Origin of the sequence: Streptomyces sp. NBC_01635, from assembly GCF_045209715.1 — a bacterium.
Classification (GTDB): Bacteria; Actinomycetota; Actinomycetes; order Streptomycetales; family Streptomycetaceae; genus Streptomyces; species Streptomyces hirsutus.
Genome location: NZ_CP109277.1, coordinates 5,186,774 through 5,203,806, shown reverse-complemented (window position 1 = coordinate 5,203,806; position 17,033 = coordinate 5,186,774). Strand labels below are relative to the sequence as shown.

17 protein-coding genes are annotated in these 17,033 nt (G+C 71.4%); 12 read left to right on the top strand and 5 right to left on the bottom strand.

The features are described from left to right. Positions 1-60: 60 nt before the first annotated feature. The 3 genes from OHB56_RS24285 to OHB56_RS24275 are packed head-to-tail and all read right to left on the bottom strand — an operon-like array spanning position 61 to position 2,545. Positions 61-1,131: an ArsO family NAD(P)H-dependent flavin-containing monooxygenase gene (locus OHB56_RS24285; RefSeq protein ID WP_406355625.1), complete on the bottom strand. Its 1,071-nt coding sequence runs from the start codon at positions 1,129-1,131 to the stop codon at positions 61-63. Further along, positions 1,131-2,240, bottom strand: coding sequence for an ACR3 family arsenite efflux transporter (gene arsB, locus OHB56_RS24280; protein WP_326754130.1), 1,110 nt, complete (start codon positions 2,238-2,240; stop codon positions 1,131-1,133). Before arsB ends, OHB56_RS24285 begins: the two co-directional genes overlap by 1 nt. After that, the gene (locus OHB56_RS24275) at positions 2,237-2,545 is read right to left on the bottom strand and encodes a helix-turn-helix transcriptional regulator (protein WP_055688525.1); all 309 of its coding nucleotides are present in this window, start codon (positions 2,543-2,545) and stop codon (positions 2,237-2,239) included. The genes arsB and OHB56_RS24275 overlap by 4 nt, the downstream gene beginning before the upstream one ends. Before the next feature lie 74 nt (positions 2,546-2,619). On the opposite strand from OHB56_RS24275, the gene OHB56_RS24270 reads away from it, so the two are divergent. The 8 genes from OHB56_RS24270 to OHB56_RS24235 all read left to right on the top strand — a co-directional run bounded on the left by OHB56_RS24270 (position 2,620) and on the right by OHB56_RS24235 (position 10,674). Continuing rightward, complete coding sequence (locus tag OHB56_RS24270; protein ID WP_326754129.1) at positions 2,620-3,255, top strand: arsenate reductase ArsC; 636 nt, start codon at positions 2,620-2,622, stop codon at positions 3,253-3,255. Positions 3,256-3,298: 43 nt separating this feature from the next. Beyond that, positions 3,299-3,718: an arsenate reductase ArsC gene (locus tag OHB56_RS24265; RefSeq protein WP_326754128.1), complete on the top strand. Its 420-nt coding sequence runs from the start codon at positions 3,299-3,301 to the stop codon at positions 3,716-3,718. A 5-nt stretch (positions 3,719-3,723) separates the two neighbouring features. Then, the gene (gene trxB / locus OHB56_RS24260; RefSeq protein WP_326754127.1) at positions 3,724-4,707 is read left to right on the top strand and encodes a thioredoxin-disulfide reductase; all 984 of its coding nucleotides are present in this window, start codon (positions 3,724-3,726) and stop codon (positions 4,705-4,707) included. 234 nt (positions 4,708-4,941) lie between these two features. Next, complete coding sequence (locus OHB56_RS24255) at positions 4,942-5,694, top strand: DUF5131 family protein (RefSeq protein ID WP_055631136.1); 753 nt, start codon at positions 4,942-4,944, stop codon at positions 5,692-5,694. A gap of 101 nt (positions 5,695-5,795) precedes the next feature. Further along, positions 5,796-6,923 carry a three-Cys-motif partner protein TcmP gene (locus tag OHB56_RS24250; protein WP_406355623.1) on the top strand — a complete coding sequence of 376 codons (1,128 nt, stop codon included), beginning with the start codon at positions 5,796-5,798 and terminating at the stop codon, positions 6,921-6,923. 1,231 nt (positions 6,924-8,154) lie between these two features. Beyond that, entirely contained in the window at positions 8,155-9,522 is a 1,368-nt protein-coding gene (locus OHB56_RS24245) for an MBL fold metallo-hydrolase (protein ID WP_326754125.1), read from the top strand. 40 nt (positions 9,523-9,562) lie between these two features. Continuing rightward, positions 9,563-9,928, top strand: a complete 366-nt coding sequence (locus OHB56_RS24240) for a rhodanese-like domain-containing protein (protein WP_326754124.1) — start codon at positions 9,563-9,565, stop codon at positions 9,926-9,928. Continuing rightward, positions 9,925-10,674, top strand: coding sequence for a sulfite exporter TauE/SafE family protein (locus OHB56_RS24235; RefSeq protein WP_406355620.1), 750 nt, complete (start codon positions 9,925-9,927; stop codon positions 10,672-10,674). Before OHB56_RS24240 ends, OHB56_RS24235 begins: the two co-directional genes overlap by 4 nt. A 14-nt stretch (positions 10,675-10,688) precedes the next feature. On the opposite strand, the gene OHB56_RS24230 is transcribed toward OHB56_RS24235, so the two are convergent. Beyond that, positions 10,689-10,976: a metal-sensitive transcriptional regulator gene (locus tag OHB56_RS24230; protein WP_326757116.1), complete on the bottom strand. Its 288-nt coding sequence runs from the start codon at positions 10,974-10,976 to the stop codon at positions 10,689-10,691. Between the two features lie 80 nt (positions 10,977-11,056). Between OHB56_RS24230 and OHB56_RS24225 the strand changes: the two genes are divergently transcribed. Further along, positions 11,057-11,632, top strand: a complete 576-nt coding sequence (locus OHB56_RS24225) for a rhodanese-like domain-containing protein (RefSeq protein ID WP_055593736.1) — start codon at positions 11,057-11,059, stop codon at positions 11,630-11,632. A 476-nt stretch (positions 11,633-12,108) separates the two neighbouring features. Here the strand turns inward: OHB56_RS24225 and OHB56_RS24220 are convergent, their stop codons facing one another. Further along, positions 12,109-12,504, bottom strand: a complete 396-nt coding sequence (locus OHB56_RS24220) for a DUF302 domain-containing protein (protein ID WP_055593735.1) — start codon at positions 12,502-12,504, stop codon at positions 12,109-12,111. A 436-nt stretch (positions 12,505-12,940) separates the two neighbouring features. Between OHB56_RS24220 and OHB56_RS24215 the strand changes: the two genes are divergently transcribed. From OHB56_RS24215 to OHB56_RS24205, 3 genes are all read left to right on the top strand, one after another. Further along, entirely contained in the window at positions 12,941-13,912 is a 972-nt protein-coding gene (locus OHB56_RS24215) for a ferritin family protein (RefSeq protein WP_326754122.1), read from the top strand. A 234-nt stretch (positions 13,913-14,146) separates the two neighbouring features. Further along, the gene (locus OHB56_RS24210) at positions 14,147-14,482 is read left to right on the top strand and encodes a response regulator (protein ID WP_326754121.1); all 336 of its coding nucleotides are present in this window, start codon (positions 14,147-14,149) and stop codon (positions 14,480-14,482) included. A gap of 132 nt (positions 14,483-14,614) precedes the next feature. Then, complete coding sequence (locus OHB56_RS24205) at positions 14,615-16,945, top strand: heavy metal translocating P-type ATPase (RefSeq protein ID WP_326754120.1); 2,331 nt, start codon at positions 14,615-14,617, stop codon at positions 16,943-16,945. Positions 16,946-17,033 lie beyond the last annotated feature (88 nt).

The window sequence follows — 17,033 nt, the reverse complement described above, 5'->3', positions numbered from 1 at the left end:
GGCCGCTCGACGCCGGGCGGCCGGGGACGGCCCGCCGCCTCCACTTGCCATCACCAGCGCTCACAGCAGCTCGGCGATCTCGCGGGCCGCGTCCCGGGCCGGCCTGCCGACGCCGATGAGGGTGGCGGAGGCCGACCCGGTCCAGTCGCCGTAACCGAGCAGATGCAGTCGCGACTCGCCGAGGGCGCGCGTGCCGTGGGTCGCGATGTGCCCGTGCGGGCCACGTAGGTTCAGCGGGGCGAGGTGGGCCAGGGCGGGGCGGAAGCCGGTGCACCAGATGATCGCGTCCGCGTCCGACCGGCTGCCGTCGGCCCCCTGGATGCCAGTGGCGGTGAGCCGGATAAACATCGGCTTCGCGTGAAGGAGTCCGGCGTCGCGGGCGGCGCGGACGGGCGGCACGACGACGATGTCGCCGAGTGAGGCGACCCCGCCGGTGTCGCTGCGGCCTTCGTCGAGGGCACGGCGGCGAGCAGTGGCGACGTCGAACAGGACGCGGCCGTCGATGTCGTCGGCCAGGAACCGGGGCGGGCGCTGGGTCGCCCACGTCACCGTCACGTCGCCTGCCAGGGCGAGGTCGGCGGCGATCTGAGCGCCGGAGTTCCCGCCGCCGACCACGACGACGTGTTGTCCGGCGAAGTCGGCCTGACGGCGGTAGTTCACCGTGTGCAACTGCCGCCCGGTGAAGAGGCCGCGGCCGGGGACGGCGGGAACGAAAGGCCGCGACCAGGTACCGGTCGCGCTGACCACCGCCCGGGCCCGCCAGGTGTTGGAGTCGGCCTCGACCAGGAGCCGGTCGCCGTCGCGGCGTACGGCGTCCACGCGGGTGTCGTGCTGGACGGGCAGGTCGTAGCGCTTCTCGTAGTCGGTGAGGGAGTCCACCACGTGCCCGGCATCCGGGTAGGTCTCGCCGAGCCGGGTGGGCATGAGCCGCCCGGGTAGGGAGGAATGGTCGGCCGGGGAGAACAGGTGCAGCGAGTCCCACATGTGCTGCCAGGACCCGCCCGGCGCGGGATCGGCGTCGAGGATGGTGAAGTCGATGCCCTGGCGGCGCAGGTGGTAGCCGGCGGCGAGCCCGGCTTGGCCGCCGCCGATCACCACCACGTCGCATGCCCGTGTTACGGGGCGATGCATCAGAGGCGTCCTCCGTCGGTGGTCAGTGCGGACGGGGCGAACTTCTTGCGCCAGGCCAGGGACACGTAGATCAGGCCGACCAGGATCGGCACCTCGATCAGCGGGCCGACCACGCCGGACAGGGCCTGGCCGGAGGTGACGCCGAAGGTGGCGATGGCGACCGCGATGGCCAGTTCGAAGTTGTTGCCCGCCGCAGTGAAGGCAAGGGTGGTGGTCCGGTCGTAGGCGAGGCCGATCGCCTTGCCGAGGGCGAACGTGCCCAGCCACATGACGGTGAAGTACACCAGCAGCGGCAGCGCGATGCGGGCGACGTCCAGCGGCTGCGAGGTGATGGTCCTCCCCTGCAGGGCGAAGAGGATGACGATCGTGAAGAGCAGGCCGTACAGCCCCCAGGGGCCGATCTTCGGCAGAAACTTCTGCTCGTAGCTCTCGCGGCCCATCCTCTTCTCGCCGATGCGGCGGGTGAGGAACCCGGCCAGCAACGGGACGCCGAGGAAGACGACGACGTTCAGGGCGATCTGCCACATGGAGATGTCGAGGTTCTCGCCGTCACCGAGACCCAGCCAACCGGGCAGGAGGTCGAGGTAGAACCAGCCCAGCAGGCCGAAGGCCAGGACCTGGAAGACGCTGTTGAGGGCGACCAGGACGGCTGCCGCCTCCCGGTCGCCGCAGGCGAGGTCGTTCCAGATGATGACCATGGCGATGCAGCGGGCCAGGCCGACGATGATCAGACCGGTGCGGTACTCCGGCAGGTCCGGCAGGAAGATCCAGGCCAGCGCGAACATCACCGCCGGACCGACGAGCCAGTTGACGACCAGTGAGGAGATCATCAGCTTGCGGTCGCCGGTGACGGCGTCCAGCTTGTCGTAGCGGACCTTGGCCAGGACCGGGTACATCATGATCAGCAGGCCGACGGCGATCGGCAGCGAGATGCCGCCGATCTCGACCTTCGCCAGGGCGTCGTTCAGTCCCGGAATGGCGCGGCCCAGGCCGAGGCCGAGGGCCATGGCGAGCAGGATCCATACCGCGAGGAAGCGGTCGAGGGTCGACATCTTCGCGGCGATCGACGTTTCCACGCCGGTGGTCGCGGGTGCTTCGGTGCGGGTCACGGACAGGCCCTCTTGTTCTCGGCGGCGGTACGGGCGGACTCGGCCAGGTCGGTGAACTGCCCGGCAAGCTGGGCGATGACGTCCGGGCGCAGCTTGTAGTACGTGAACCGGCCGCACGGCTCCGTCTCCACCACCCCGGCCTCCCGCAGCACCCTCAAGTGGTTGGAGAGGTTGGTCTGCCGCGCGCCGGTCTCCTCCACCAGGTGGGAGGTGCACAGCGTCTCTTTGGCCAGCAGGGTCACGATTTGAAGCCTGAGCGGGTCGGCCAGAACCCGGATCAGGTCAGTGTCGACTGACGTCATCATGGGCTGATACTCTCACATCACCCGGTACTGATACCAGCCGGTGCTGACCTATAGGCCCGTCGAAGGGGTCTCCCATGTCCGCCGCTCCCTCCCCCGCCCTGCCCGACGAGCGCCTGGCCGCCGGCGCTGCCCGCCTCACCGCTCGGCACGCCGGCCGTTTCTCGGCCGAGACCGTGCAGGTTCTGCTCACCGACTCCTATCGACGCCTGGCCGAGACCGCCTCGGTCAGCACGCACCTGGTCGTGCTCGCCGAGCGCCTGACCGCCGAACGCCTCGGCGCCCTCGCCCACGTCCAGGGCGTGCCGGGTTCCGGGCTGCCGCGGGTGCTGTTCGTGTGCAGCCATAACGCCGGTCGCTCCCAGCTCGCCGCCGCGCTCCTGGAGCACCGGGCGGCAGGCAGGGTCACCGTCTCCTCCGCGGGCACCCACCCCGGGCCCGAGATCGGGCCCTACATTGCGCAGGCCCTCAGCGAGGCCGGCACCGATCAGGCCGGGGCGTTCCCCAAGCCGCTGACCGACGAGGTCGTGCGGGCCGCCGACATCGTCATCACCATGGGCTGCGGGGACGCCTGCCCGATCGTGCCCGGCCGCCGCTACCTGGACTGGCCCGTGGCCGACCCCGACGGCGTACCGATCGAAGTCGTCCGCCAGATCCGCGACGACATCGACACCCGCGTCACCGACCTGCTCGCCGGTCTGCCGAGCACCTGAACCTCCCTGCACCACCTGCCACCACTTCGTGAAGGAAGAACGCATGTCCACCGCTCCGCTCGCCTCCGTGCTGTTCGTCTGCGTCCACAACGCCGGCCGCTCGCAGATGGCCGCCGGATTCCTCAACCACCTTGCAGGCGACCGGATCGAGGTCCGCTCCGCCGGCTCCATCCCCGGCGACCAGGTCAATCCCGCCGCCGTCGAGGCGATGGAGGAAGTCGGCATCGACATCGCCGACGCCAAGCCGAAGATCCTCACCACCGAGGCCGTCCAGGCATCCGACTACGTCATCACCATGGGCTGCGGCGACGCCTGCCCCATCTTCCCCGGCAAGAAGTACCTCGACTGGGCCCTGGAAGACCCGGCCGGCAAGGGCGTCGAAGCCGTCCGCCCCATCCGCGACGAAATCAAGACCCGCATTGAGGCGCTCATCGCCGAGATCGACGCCAAGCAGGAGGCGTGAACTCCGTGACCCAAGCCGACGACGTGCGCGAGGTCATCGTCATCGGCTCCGGCCCCGCCGGATACACCGCTGCTCTCTACACGGCCCGGGCCGAGCTCAAGCCGCTCGTCTTCGGCGGCGCCATCTTCGTCGGAGGCGCGCTCACCACGACGACCGAGGTCGAGAACTTCCCCGGCTTTCCCGAGGGCATCGACGGTCCGGACCTGATGGCGAACATGCGTGCGCAGGCCGAGAAGTTCGGCGCGGAGATGATCGACGACGACATCGTCGAGGCGGACCTCACCGGGGACATCAAGTCGGTCACCGACACCGCGGGCACCCTGCACCATGCGAAGACAGTGATCGTGGCAACCGGGTCCGGTTACCGCAAGCTCGGCCTCCCCAGGGAGGACGAGCTGTCCGGTCGGGGCGTGTCCTGGTGCGCCACCTGCGACGGCTTCTTCTTCCGCGACCGCGACATCGTGGTGGTCGGCGGCGGCGACACCGCCATGGAGGAAGCCACCTTCCTCACCCGCTTCGCCCGTTCGGTGACCGTCGTCCACCGACGCTCCACGCTGCGTGCCTCGCAGGTCATGCAGAACCGCGCCTTCGCCGACGACAAGATCTCCTTCGCCTTCGACACCGAGATCGCGGAGATCAAGGAGAGCAACGGCACGCTGGCCGGGCTCGTCCTACGCGACGTCGTCACCGGCGCCACCCGCGACCTGGACGCGACCGGCCTGTTCATCGCAATCGGCCACGATCCGCGCACGGAGCTGTTCAAGGGTCGGCTGGACCTGGACGACAACGGCTACATCAAGGTCGCCTCGCCCTCCACCCGTACGAACATCCCCGGCGTCTTCGCTGCCGGCGACGTCGTCGACCACACCTACCGCCAGGCCATCACCGCCGCTGCGAGCGGTTGTGCGGCTGCCCTGGACGTAGAGCGGCATCTCGCTGCACTCGTCGACGGCAGCGAGGAATTGGCTTCGGCCGCTGCCGTGGCCTGAGGTGCGGGCCTCGAGGCGGCCCGCAGCGCGGAGCCGCCCCGGCCCTCACCCTGCACTGAGCGACTTAGGTTCGAGCCCAACACCCCCTTCACAGAACATGCGTTCGACATGAAGGATAGGGGTGATCGATCGCGTGTCAGTTCGGCACGTCGCTCGTTAGACAGCGCAGTCGAAGCGCGAGTGGGCACGGGCAAGCGCTGATGGTCCTTGTCCACCCGCGACGGGAGGGGACCGATGGGCGATCGCAGCACGATCGAGTGGACCGAGGCGACCTGGAATCCCACCACGGGATGCGACCGCGTCTCCTCCGGGTGCGACAACTGCTATGCCCTGGTCTTATCAAGACGCCTGAAGGCCATGGGCGTTGCGAAGTACCAGGTGGACGGTGATCCCAGGACTTCCGGTCCGGGTTTTGGTCTTTCCCTGCACCCGAACGCACTGGACATCCCGCGTCACTGGAAGGCCCCTCGCATGGTCTTCGTCAACTCCATGAGCGATCTGTTCCATGCCAAGGTGCCTCTGGACTTCGTACGGCAGGTCTTCCAGGTGATCGCTGAGACGCCACAACACACCTACCAGCTTTTGACCAAGCGGGCCCGCAGGCTTCGGCGAGTGGCCAGCGAGCTCGACTGGCCCCCCAACCTATGGATGGGAGTCTCCGTCGAGAACGAGGAACACCTGGATCGCGTCGACGACCTGCGGCTGGTCCCATCCGCGGTGCGCTTCCTATCCTGCGAGCCGCTCCTCGGCCCCTTGACCGGTTTGCGGTTGGACGGCATCGGCTGGGTCATCGCAGGCGGGGAGTCCGGGCCCCAACATCGGCCCGTGCAAGAGCAGTGGCTGGTCGACATCCGCGACGCCTGCAGCGAGGCCGGCGTGCCCTTCTTCTTCAAGCAATGGGGCGGCCGCTCGCCTAAAGCAGGAGGCCGCGAACTTGCCGGGGCAACGTGGGACGAGATGCCTCCTCGGCTGGCGGTGACAGCGTAGTAACGGCCAATCTTCAACAGACGCCGTACGCGCTCTGGTGGCATACGGCAACGGTGTGTGACCCTCTTCCCAGCGGGCCGTTTGGAGCGGGGGGAGCCGTCATGGCCGTGCCGAAGAACGCCGTGTGGGAACGCGATCCTCACACGGCAGCCAAACACGACTTACTCAAGCAGTACCTGGAGGCATGGGCGCCGATCCTGCTGTCTCGGAACGATGTGATCACGTACGCCGAGGGCTTCGCGGGAGCGGGCGTCTACCAGGAAGGCGAACCCGGTTCTCCGGTGATCGCTTACGACGTCTTCGCTGAGGCTCTTGAAAGAATGCCGAAGCGCATGCGCTTGATCCTCACGGAAGAGGATCCCCGGCGCGCCGAGGAACTGAAGCGCCAGATGGCACTCGTCCGCGCGAAGCACACGGACGACATCGCCAAGCGGCTGCAAGTAGACATACAGCACGCCGACTTCCACCCTGCCCTCTTGCAAAAGCTGAGGATCGTAGGCGCGTTAGGGCAGCCCCTCTTCGTCCTCCTGGACAGCTTCGGCGGACCGGACATCCCGTACTCGCTACTGCATGAGCTGGGGCTCTGGCGCAGCACCGAAGTGATGGTGACCTTCGGGCCCACCTTTCTCACCCGGTTCGCCAAGAGTGACAACGGCCACCGCCAACGCGGTGACGAAGCGTTCGGCTCCCAGGACTGGCGCGCCGTCTTCGAGCAGCCCCCCGCGCAGAAGTTCACGTTCCTGCGCGAGCAGTACCGGAGGACCCTACGCGAGGCCGGCTTCTCCCACACGTTGTACTTCGAGATGGTCGACGAGGGCAGCAGGAAGCTCTACCTGATCTTCGGCACCCAGCACGAAAAGGGGCTGGAGAAGATGAAGGACGCCATGTGGAAGGTCGACCCTTCACACGGCGTCCGCTACCGCGACCCCAAGGACACGCAACAGCAGATGCTTGAGCTCGAATTCGAGCCGAACACAGCTCCCTTGCGAAGGATCCTGCGAGACTTCATAGCCGAGTCGCCCACAGGGCGGACAGTGCCGGAACTCAAGAGGTACACCCTTCTGGAGACCGTCTACCGACCGGCAGAAGTGATCAAGGCAGTACGTCAACTGCGCGATGAAGGCATCGTGGCAACGGAGCCACACGCCATCAACACCAAGACGCAGGTGACCATGACACCGAGCCGTCCCAAGTCCGCACCGACCGGCGAGCAGGGCGCCCTCTGGTGAGCCGCCCCTGTCGCAAGCACTCGGCAGCCATGTGTCCGCGAGGGCACATCCAGGGCACATGAGCCTGGGAAATGCCGCCGAACAGTGAGAACTACCAAGAGCCATTTCCGCAGGTCAACACATATGACGCCAAGAAACCCCAGGTCAGCGCCCCGGCTCCGCCAATCGCTCCACGAGTGGCAGGACTTCGCGCACCGGCTGCACGAGGCGGGGCACCAGCCGTACTGCCTGGTGTGGCCCTGAGCCGGGGTTTCGCTGAGAGCGGGCGGGGTCTTCGGGCCTCGCCCTTTTCAGTGCCGGAGAGGGGCCGTCAGGCCGCCAGGGCTCATTGAGGGCACATCGGTTTCTCCGGGGTCACTGGTGCGCCCAGGGTGCCGGAGGGTCTTCGGCGGCTTCGTCGATCACCTTGCGGGTCCGGGTCCCGCTGGACGGCAGCAGGTGCGTACGGGGCCGCGGCGTGAAGCCCGGGCCCGAGTGGCCGAGGCGCCCGAAGAGCGCCTCGGCACCCTCCCCCGCGTCCAGAAACGCGGCGGCGCCGGCGGCCGGAGGGTGTGGACACCGTCGTCCGGCGCCGACTGGAGGCGCCTCGCCCCGCGTTCACGCGGAGGGATCACACCGGCGGCGGCCGGGGCGGACTCCCGGGCGCCCTCGTCGAAGACGCCGTGGCCGCAGGCCCGGCCCTTCTCGTCGACGAAGAGCGGGCGGAAGGCCTTCGGCTCACCGTCGGGCTCGGGCCGGCGTGATCTCGGCCGGCGGGAACTCCTTCACGAGTGCCTCGAGGGCGGCGGCCGGTCGGTCCGGCGGAGGAACTGACCGGACCCTGCCGCCCTCAGGCAGGACGGACACGGGCTCCGCGCCGACGAGCCGTACCTGACGGTGCCGTATCCAGCCGCCCCTGAAGTCGATGCCCTCGACGGCGGCTAAGCCGAACACCTCGACGGGGCGCGCGACGCACTGCGGCGGGACGGCCTGACGGCCTGTCAAGAGAGCCGGAACGGGCAGCCGCCTCCTCGAGCACCCCCGGCCGCACGTGCACCCGAGCGGCACGGCGCCCCACCCCGCCCCCGTCGATCGCGGCACCGGCGCGCCTGCACGCCTGGGCGCTTGCGTACCTGCGGAGCGGCTGCCGGACGCGACGAACGACACTCCCCGGAATATACCCCCGGGGGTAATGCTGTTAAGGTGAACGGCATACCCCCGGGGGTAATTTTCGTGCGAAAGGAGTACCCGCGTGTTCTTCGTTGACACCATCGAGCTGGAGGGCCTCGGCAACCGCAGTTACCTGGCCGGCGGCGAGCGGACGGCGGTCGCGGTGGACCCGCCGCGCGACATCGACACCGTTCTGGCGGCGGCCGCCCGACGCGGTGTGCGGATCTCCACCGTGGTGGAGACCCACGTCCACAACGACTACGTCACCGGCGGACTGGAGCTGGCGCGCATCACCGGCGCCGCCTATCTGGTCCCGGCCGGCGCCCGGGTCTCCTTCGCCCGGACCCCGGTCGCGGACGGCGACACCGCCCGCGTCGACACGGACCTGACCCTGACGGCGGTCGCGACCCCCGGGCACACGCCGCACCACACCGCCTACGTGCTGAACGAGGACGGCCGGCCGGTGGCCGCGTTCACCGGCGGCTCCCTGCTGATCGGCACGGTGGGCCGCCCGGACCTGGTCGAGCCGCGGCTGACCGAGGAGCTGGCCCGCGCCCAGCACGCCTCGGCCCGCCGTCTCGCCGAGGGCCTGCCGGACGAGACCGCGGTGCTTCCCACGCACGGGTTCGGCAGCTTCTGCTCCTCGGCGCAGGCGGACGGCGACAGCACGACGATCGGCAAGGAGAAGGAGTCCAACGCGGCTCTCAGCGTGGACGTGGACACCTTCGTCGCCGACCTGCTGGCCGGCTTGGAGGACGTGCCCGCCTACTACACCCACATGGGTCCGGCCAACGCCGCGGGGGGTGCGCCGGTGGACCTGACTCCGCCCGCGGTCGCCGCCCCCGACGAGATCGCCGCGCGGCTCGCGGCCGGCGAGTGGGTCGTGGACCTGCGCAACCGGATCGCGTTCGCCGAGGGGCATGTGGCGGGCTCGTTCAACTTCGAGGTGGACGGCAAGCTCGCGACCTACCTGGCCTGGATGATCCCGTGGGGCAAGCCCGTCACCCTGCTCGCCGAGTCCCCCGAGCAGATCGCCGACGCGCAGCGGGAGCTGGTCCGGGTCGGCATCGACCGCCCGGCCGCCGCCGCGACCGGAGGACCGGACCGGTGGCTGCGCGAGGGTGAGCGCCCGGCGTCGTTCCCTCGCTCGACCTTCGCCGGACTCGCCGGACTCGCCGGGCAGGACGCGGACCGGATCGTCGTGCTGGACGTGCGCCGTGGCTCCGAGCGCGCGGCCGGCTGGATCGAGGGGTCGGTGCACATCCCGATCCACCAGCTGCACCAGCGCCTCGGCGAAGTGCCCGACGGCACGGTCTGGGTGCACTGCGCCGGCGGCATGCGCGCCGGGATCGCCGCCTCCCTGCTGGACGCGGCCGGCCGGGACGTCGTCGCCGTCGACGACGGCTTCGACGCCGCAGCCGACGCCGGCTTGACCGTCGCCGCTTCCTGACCCCGACCCGATCCACCACGAGAAAGCCGAGGAGAGGACCGTGTTCCTGTTCCGTAAGGGGGAGCAGCGCCTGTCCGTCGACGAGGCGCGTGCCCTCACCACCGGGGAGTCGCCCGAGGCCGTCCTGCTGGACGTGCGGGAGAAGTCCGAGTGGGAGGCCGGTCATGCGCCCGGCGCGGTGCACGCCTCGCTGACCGGCCTGGTCGCGGGCGCCGCACTGCCGCCGGCCGCGCGGCGCCGGCCGCTGGTGGTGGTGTGCCGCAGCGGGCACCGCTCCCGGCAGGCGGCGGAGCTCCTGGCCGCACGCGGCGCGGACGCTGGGGACGTGAAGGGCGGCATGAACGCGTGGGCCGCCGCCGGACACCCGGTCGTCGACGAGCGCGGGAACAGCGGATCGATCACGTGAGTGCACTGATCCTCGCCCTCGTCTCCGGAGCCGTCATCGGCCTGGCGCTCGGCGCTCTCGGCGGCGGGGGCAGCATCCTCGCCGTCCCCGCCCTGATCTACCTGCTCGGCTTCACCCCCGCCGCGGCCACCACCGCCGCCCTGATCATCGTCATAGCCACCTCGATCACCGCCGTCGCGGCCCACACCCGCGACGGAAACGTCGCCTGGAGGACGGGGGCGCTGTTCGCGGCGGCCGGCATCGTTCCGGCGTTCCTCGCCGGGGCGGCGGCAGGGCACCTGCCCGAGGCGGCGCTCACCACGGCGTTCGCCGTCATCGCCGCCCTCGCGGCGCTGCGGATGCTGAAGCCCTCCAAAGCCCTGCCGCCGGAGGGGATCCGGCCCGTCAGAGCGGCCGGAGCGGGGGCCGGGCTCGGTGCCGTCACCGGGTTCCTCGGCGTGGGCGGTGGATTCCTTGCCGTTCCCACCCTGGTGAGTGTGCTCGGCCTGCGGATGCGGCGGGCGGTGGGAACCAGCCTGCTCGTCATCGTCGTGAACGCGCTGGCCGCGCTGGCGGCCCGGGCGGGGACCGGCGCGGACCTGCGCTGGGAACTGATCGGGCCGTTCGTCGGCACCGCGGTCCTGGGGGCCTGGGACGGCAAGCGACTGGCCGCGAGGTTCACCGGGAGAACACTGCAACGGACCTTCGCGTTCGTCCTGCTGGCGGTGGCGGCCTTCATGCTCGCCGACGTGATCGTCCGGGCATGAAGGCCGCCACGGGATCAGGCCAGGGACAGGAACAGTTTCTCCAAACGGCTCCGCATCTCCTCGCGGTCCTCTCCAGAGCGGAGGCCGTCCTCCGTCCCGGTCAGGCACTGCTGCAGTCCGGTCGCGATGATGGCGAAGCCGGCCCGGTCCAACGCGCGCGACGCGGCGGCCAGCTGGGTGACCACCTCCTCGCAGTCCCGGCCCTCCTCGATCATCCGGATCACTCCGGCGATCTGGCCCTGTGCCCGGCGCAGCCGGTTCAGGACCGACTTCAGTTCGGCGCCTGCCAGATCAAGATCCATCATCACTCCTCATGAAATACCCCTGGGGGTAACACACTCCCCGGACGGGGCACCGTAGACGCACAAGGATGACATCTGCCATGACTACGCCCATCGCTCTCGGAACCGACGAGGCACGCAGCCGCCTGCACGAGCTGACCGTCATCGACGTACGCACCCCGGGTGAGTACGCGGGCGGCCACCTCCCGGGCGCGCTCAACATCCCCCTCGACCGGATCCAGCACGCCCTGCCGGACATCCGCCGCGCCTCCGAACGCGGCGACGTCCTGGTCGTCTGCGCCTCCGGCGCCCGTTCCGGGAACGCCTGCCGGATCCTCGCGGAGAACGGCGTCACCACCGCCACCCTCAGCGGCGGAACCGGCGCCTGGGCCGCCGAGGGCCATGACCTGCACCGCCCGAAGGGCACGTCCCGCGCCACCTGGGGCATGGAGCGGCAGGTCCGCCTCACCGCCGGAACCGTCGTCCTCCTCGGACTGCTCCTCGGCCTGCTGTTCCACCCCGCCTTCCAGCTCCTGTCCGCGGGCATCGCCGCCGGCCTGGTCTTCTCCGCCGTCACCAACACCTGCGGCATGGCCGCCGTGCTGGCCAAGCTGCCCTACAACCGGCCCCGCGCCGCGGACCTCGACGACACACTGGCCGCCCTGCGCAACCGCTGACGCACAAGGACACACGCGGAGGGCGGGACCCGGTGCGGACCGGGTCCCGCCCTCCGTGCGTCTTCGCGCGTGCTCCCGGAGAGCGGCCGCGGTGTCCGGCTCGGACGCCCCGTCCTCAAGGGCACGTCCGGCCGGCGGACATCCGTGCTCAGCACGATGCCGGCCAGGACGGAGGTGAGGGCCAGGGCAGGACGGTTCCACCACCGCACGGGGATCGGCCGGCCGAACAGCGGGGTTGGGCACCACGTCGGTGGGCGCGCCGACGACAACGGCGGTGGCCGGGGCGCCGGCGCCCGCCGCACACCACTGCCTCGCCCGCCGCGCACGCAGCGCCCCGCCCGTCCGGCTCGGCGAACGCCGGGAAGAGGACGTCCGAAAGGACTCCGTTTCCGGATGGAGGAGTGAGGACTCGACCGCTGGGGCCGGCCTGCCTCCGCAGAACGGAGAAAGGAGCCGCCGACGGCGGGGCGGGCGGGTCAGGCGGTGGCCGGCAGGGCGGCGAGGGCGGCGTCCAGGCGGCGCCGGGCCTCCTCGGCGACGGGTTCGAGGGCGGGCAGGCCGGTGAGGGTGACCATGGTGGCGGGGTCGAGGGCCTGGACGAGGGTGGTGCCGCCGTCGCGGCGGACGACGACGTTGCACGGCAGCAGGAGGCCGACGGAGCGGTCGGCCTCCAGCGCCTGGTGGGCGAGGGGCGGGTTGCAGGCACCGAGGATCAGGTAGTCCTCCATGTCATGGCCCAGCTTGGCCTTGAGGGTGGCGGTGACGTCGATCTCGGTCAGGACGCCGAAGCCCTGGTCGGCCAGGGCCTGGCGAACCTGGGTGACCGCGGTGGCGAAGTCGGTGCCGAGACGGACGGTGCGGTCGTAGGACACGTGTGCTCCTCGGCTGGTGCGGGCGACCGGACGGTTCCGTGATATCCGGCCGAGTACCCGGACGGGCCCGGTGACACGAGGTTCTTCCCGGGCATCGCGATGCCTTTGAAGGCACTTGGCGCACGCCCGACCGAAGGAACTGCGGCGGACATACGACAGGGAGGCCCCCGCCCCCCGCGATGGTGTGCCCGACCCGCCACCCGAATGGCCCCTGTGGAGGGCCTCGACGGCGGCACCGCGACGGAGGCCCGGTGGGGAAGGACCTGCTCCGGGGTTCTTTCGGGCGCCGCCTTACCACGCCCGCAAGGCATGCCTGCGCCGAATCCCGGCCACGCTCCGTAAGTCACCCGAAGGGGTTATTCCAGGAGGGCAGCCCGGTGAGAGAGCGGGTCGTATGAGGCAGGCCAGCCACCCCGGAAACCCATAGGAGGAGATCGTGTCCCGCCACTCGATACGCACGCTCGTAGTGGGTCTGTGCGCCCTGACCGCGGCCTCACAGGCAGTGCCGGCCCTGGCCCTTGTCGCCCCGGCCGGCGGGGCGCCCCCGGCGCCGCACACCGCCGCCCGGGCCCTGCACGCGCAGACCCTCGCCGACCTGGCCACCGCGATGAAGGGTGAGGCGTACGCCCACGCCGTCTACGGCCTCTTCGCCGCCGAGGCCGACCGCCAGGACCTGCCCGCCGTCGGCAAGCTCTTCCGCTCCACGGCGCAGACCGAGCTGCACGAGCACCTGCACGAGGCGGCCCCCCTCCTCGGCATGGTCGGCGGCAACGCCGCCAACTTGCGCCAGGCCATCGAGGGCGAGACCTACGAGCACGAGGTCATGTACCGCCGCTTCGCCGAGGAGGCCCGGCAGGACGGGGACCCCGAGGCCGCGAAGCTCTTCGGCGAGATCGCCGCGGACGAGGGCCGCCACCGCGACGCCTTCCGCACGGCCCTCGCGGTCGTGACCACCGGCGGCGGCACCATCCCGGCGCCGCCGAAGGCCGACATGGTGTCGGTGCCCGCCGGGATGCCGAAGGTGAAGGCCGCCCGCACCAAGGCCAATCTGGACACCGCCATGCACGGTGAGGGGCTCGCCCACGCCAAGTACATGCTCTTCGCCGCCCACGCCCGGCAGACCGGCAACGCCGCGCTGGCCCGACTGTGGGAGGGCACGGCCGAGGTGGAACTGCGGGAGCACTTCGCCGGCGAGGCGGTGCTGGCCGGTCTGGTGCGCGACACCAGGGAGAACCTGCGCATGGCCGTCACCGGTGAGCGCGACGAGGCGACGACCGTGTACCCGGGGTTCGCCGAACGGGCCACCGCCGTCGGTGACAGCGCCGCCGCCCGCTTCTTCCGCGACACCGCCGCGGACGAGGCCCGGCACGCAGCCGCCTTCCAGAAGGCACTCGACCGGATGAGCTGACCCCTCGGCACCGGGGGGACCGCGGCGCGACCGGCCGGGCGGACCACGAACCGCCCGGCCGGTCGCGGTATCGCCCAGGGCATGCTCCGGGCAGCGCCGCCCGGGGACGAACGGCCCCTGCCCGCCCGACCGGTGGCGTCGCAAGCTGGAAAGCAGGACAAGCCGGCGCCCTCGTCCGGGAGGCAGGGACCGCACAGGAGCGGGCAGGCCACAGGCCCGTCGGAGGACACCCGGGTGCTGGTCGTGGAGGGCGACCGCGGCATCGTGGAGTCCCTGGTGCGCGGTCCGCGGCAGGCCGGGTACGCGGTCGAGGGCGTCCGCACCGGCCGGGCGGCCCTGGCCGCCGCGTTCCCCGACGTCGTCCTGCTCGACCTGGGGCTGCCCGACCTCGACGGTGTCGAGGTGTGCCGGAGGCTGCGGGCCCGGTCGGACGCCGCGATCATCGCGGTGACCGCGCGGGGCGAGGAGGCGGACCGGGTGGTGGCCCTGGACGAGGGCGCCGACGCGCTCGCCTCGACCGGGTCCGGCTGCGTCCGCCCGGCCCTCCGCACCGACCGGGACCGGTCGTGACCAGCATGCGTGCGCGTCGTCCCGTACGGCCCTGAAGCAGGGCCGTACGTCCCTGGCACCACTGCCCGGTGGCACGATGGGACGGAGGGGGTTCGGCCCACGATCACCACGCCGGACGGACCGGGGTACGCCATGACCCACCGCACGTTCACCACACGGTTGCGCCGCCTGACCGCGGCGGTCGTGCCGACACGGCTCGAACCCGTCCTCCTGGCCGTCACCGCGGCGGCCCTGACCGCCGGCGGCATCGCCCGGCTCGCCGGTGCCGAACCCCTCTCCGACCTCTTCTGGGCCCTGGGCACCCTCTCCGCCGTCGTCCCCGCGGTGGTGTGGGTACTCGCCGCACTGCGTCGCGGACGCGCAGGCGTGGACCTCATCGCCGTACTCGCGCTCGGCGGCACCCTGGCCGTCCACGAGTACCTGGCGGGCGCCCTGATCGCGCTCATGCTCGCCACCGGCCGCACCCTGGAGACCGCGGCCCAGCGGCGGGCCTCCCACGATGTGCGTGCCCTGCTGGAACGCGCGCCGCGTTCCGCACGCCGCCGCACCGACGCCGGAGTGGCCACGGTGCCGCTGGCCGAGGTCGCCGTCGGCGATCTCCTCGTCGTCGGTCCGGGCGAGGTGGTCCCCGTCGACGGCCGTGTGGAGGGCGCCGTCGCCGTGCTCGACGAATCGGTGCTCACCGGGGAGCCCCTCCAGGTCGAGCGGGCCCGGGGCGAGACGGTGCGCAGCGGCGTGGTCAACGCCTCAAGCGCGTTCGAACTGCGCGCCACGGCCACCGAACAGGACAGCACGTACGCCGGGATCGTGCGGCTGGCGCGGCAGGCCGGCGCCGAGTCCGCGCCCGTCGTGCGGCTGGCGGACCGCTATGCCGCCTGGTTCCTGCCCCTGTCGCTCGCCGTGGCGGGACTGGCCTGGCTGATCAGCGGCTCCGCGGTGCGCGCGGTCGCCGTCCTGGTGGTCGCCACTCCCTGCCCGCTGCTGCTGGCCGCCCCGGTCGCCATCGTCTCCGGGCTCTCCCGCGCCTCCCGCCTCGGCGTCGTCATCCGTGACGGCGGCGCGCTGGAGAACCTCGGCCGGGCCCGCACCCTCCTGTTGGACAAGACCGGCACCCTCACCGGGGGGCGCCCCCGCGTCGTCGACGTCACCGCCGCTCCCGACGTCCACCCCACCGAGGTCCTCCGTCTGGCGGCCTCGCTCGACCAGTACTCGCCGCACGTCCTGGCCCAGGCCATCGTCGACGCCGCACGGGAACGCGGACTGGCTCTGTCGGTCCCGTCCGACGTCACCGAGGAACCCGGCCGGGGCGCCACCGGCGACGTGGACGGGCATCGGGTCTTCATCGGCCGGACGAACACCGCGGACGCGTGGCCGGCCTGGGCCGGGGCGGTCGACAACCGGGCCCTCCTCGACGGCGCGGCCGTCGCCTGGCTCACCGTCGACGGACACCTGGCCGGCGCCGTCCTGCTGCACGACCCCATACGCCACGACGCGCCACGCACCCTGCGCCACCTGCGCACGGCAGGCATCGAACGACTGCTGATGCTCACCGGCGACCGCGCCGCGCCCGCCCGTGAAGTCGCCGCCATTCTCGGCCTGGACGACGTGCGCGCCGAACTCGGCCCGGCCGACAAGGTCGCCGCCGTACGGGCCGAACGCGAGCGTGCGGTCACCGTCATGGTCGGCGACGGAGTCAACGACGCCCCCGCCCTCGCCGCCGCCGACATCGGCGTCGCCATGGGCGCCCGCGGCTCCACCGCTTCCTCCGAGGCTGCCGACATCGTCCTGACCACCGATCGCGTCGACCGTCTCGCCGACGCCGTCACCATCGCCCAGCGCGCCCGGCGCATCGCCGTCCAAAGCGCCCTCGGCGGCATGCTGATGTCCCTGGCCGCCATGGTCGCGGCCGCCGCCGGCCTCCTCCCGCCCGCCGCCGGCGCTCTGCTCCAGGAGGGCATCGACGTCGCCGTCATCGTCAACGCCCTGCGCGTCCTGCGGACGGGCCGGGCCGTACGGCCGGCCCTCACCCCCACCACCGAAGCCCTCATCCACCGCTTCGCCGCCGAACACGACGACCTCCAGGACGTCCTCGAATCCGTACGCGCCGCCGCCGACCGCCTCTCCGACAGCCCCCGCCCCGAGGCCCTGGCAGCCGTCGAGGAGACCCACCGGCTACTGGCCGAACGGCTGCTGCCGCACGAGTACGCCGAGGAGCACGAGCTCTACCCCGCCCTCGCGCCGACGCTCGGCGGCCCCGAGGCGACCGCCACCATGAGCCGCGCCCACACCGAGATCGAACGCCTCTCCCGCCGCGTCGCCACCCATGTGCAACTGGCTCACGCGGGCGAGGGCCTCTCTCCCGAGCAGCTCGACGACCTGCGCTCGTGCCTCTACGGCCTGAACACCGTGCTGCGCCTCCACTTCACCCAGGAGGAGGAGAACTACTTCTCCCTCGCCCCGTGAACGACGTCGTGGGAGGGACCGTCGCGACGCGCGCCCCGGCCTCCGGTTCCCAGGAAGTACGGATGTCCGTTGCGGAAGCCGTGAGGGG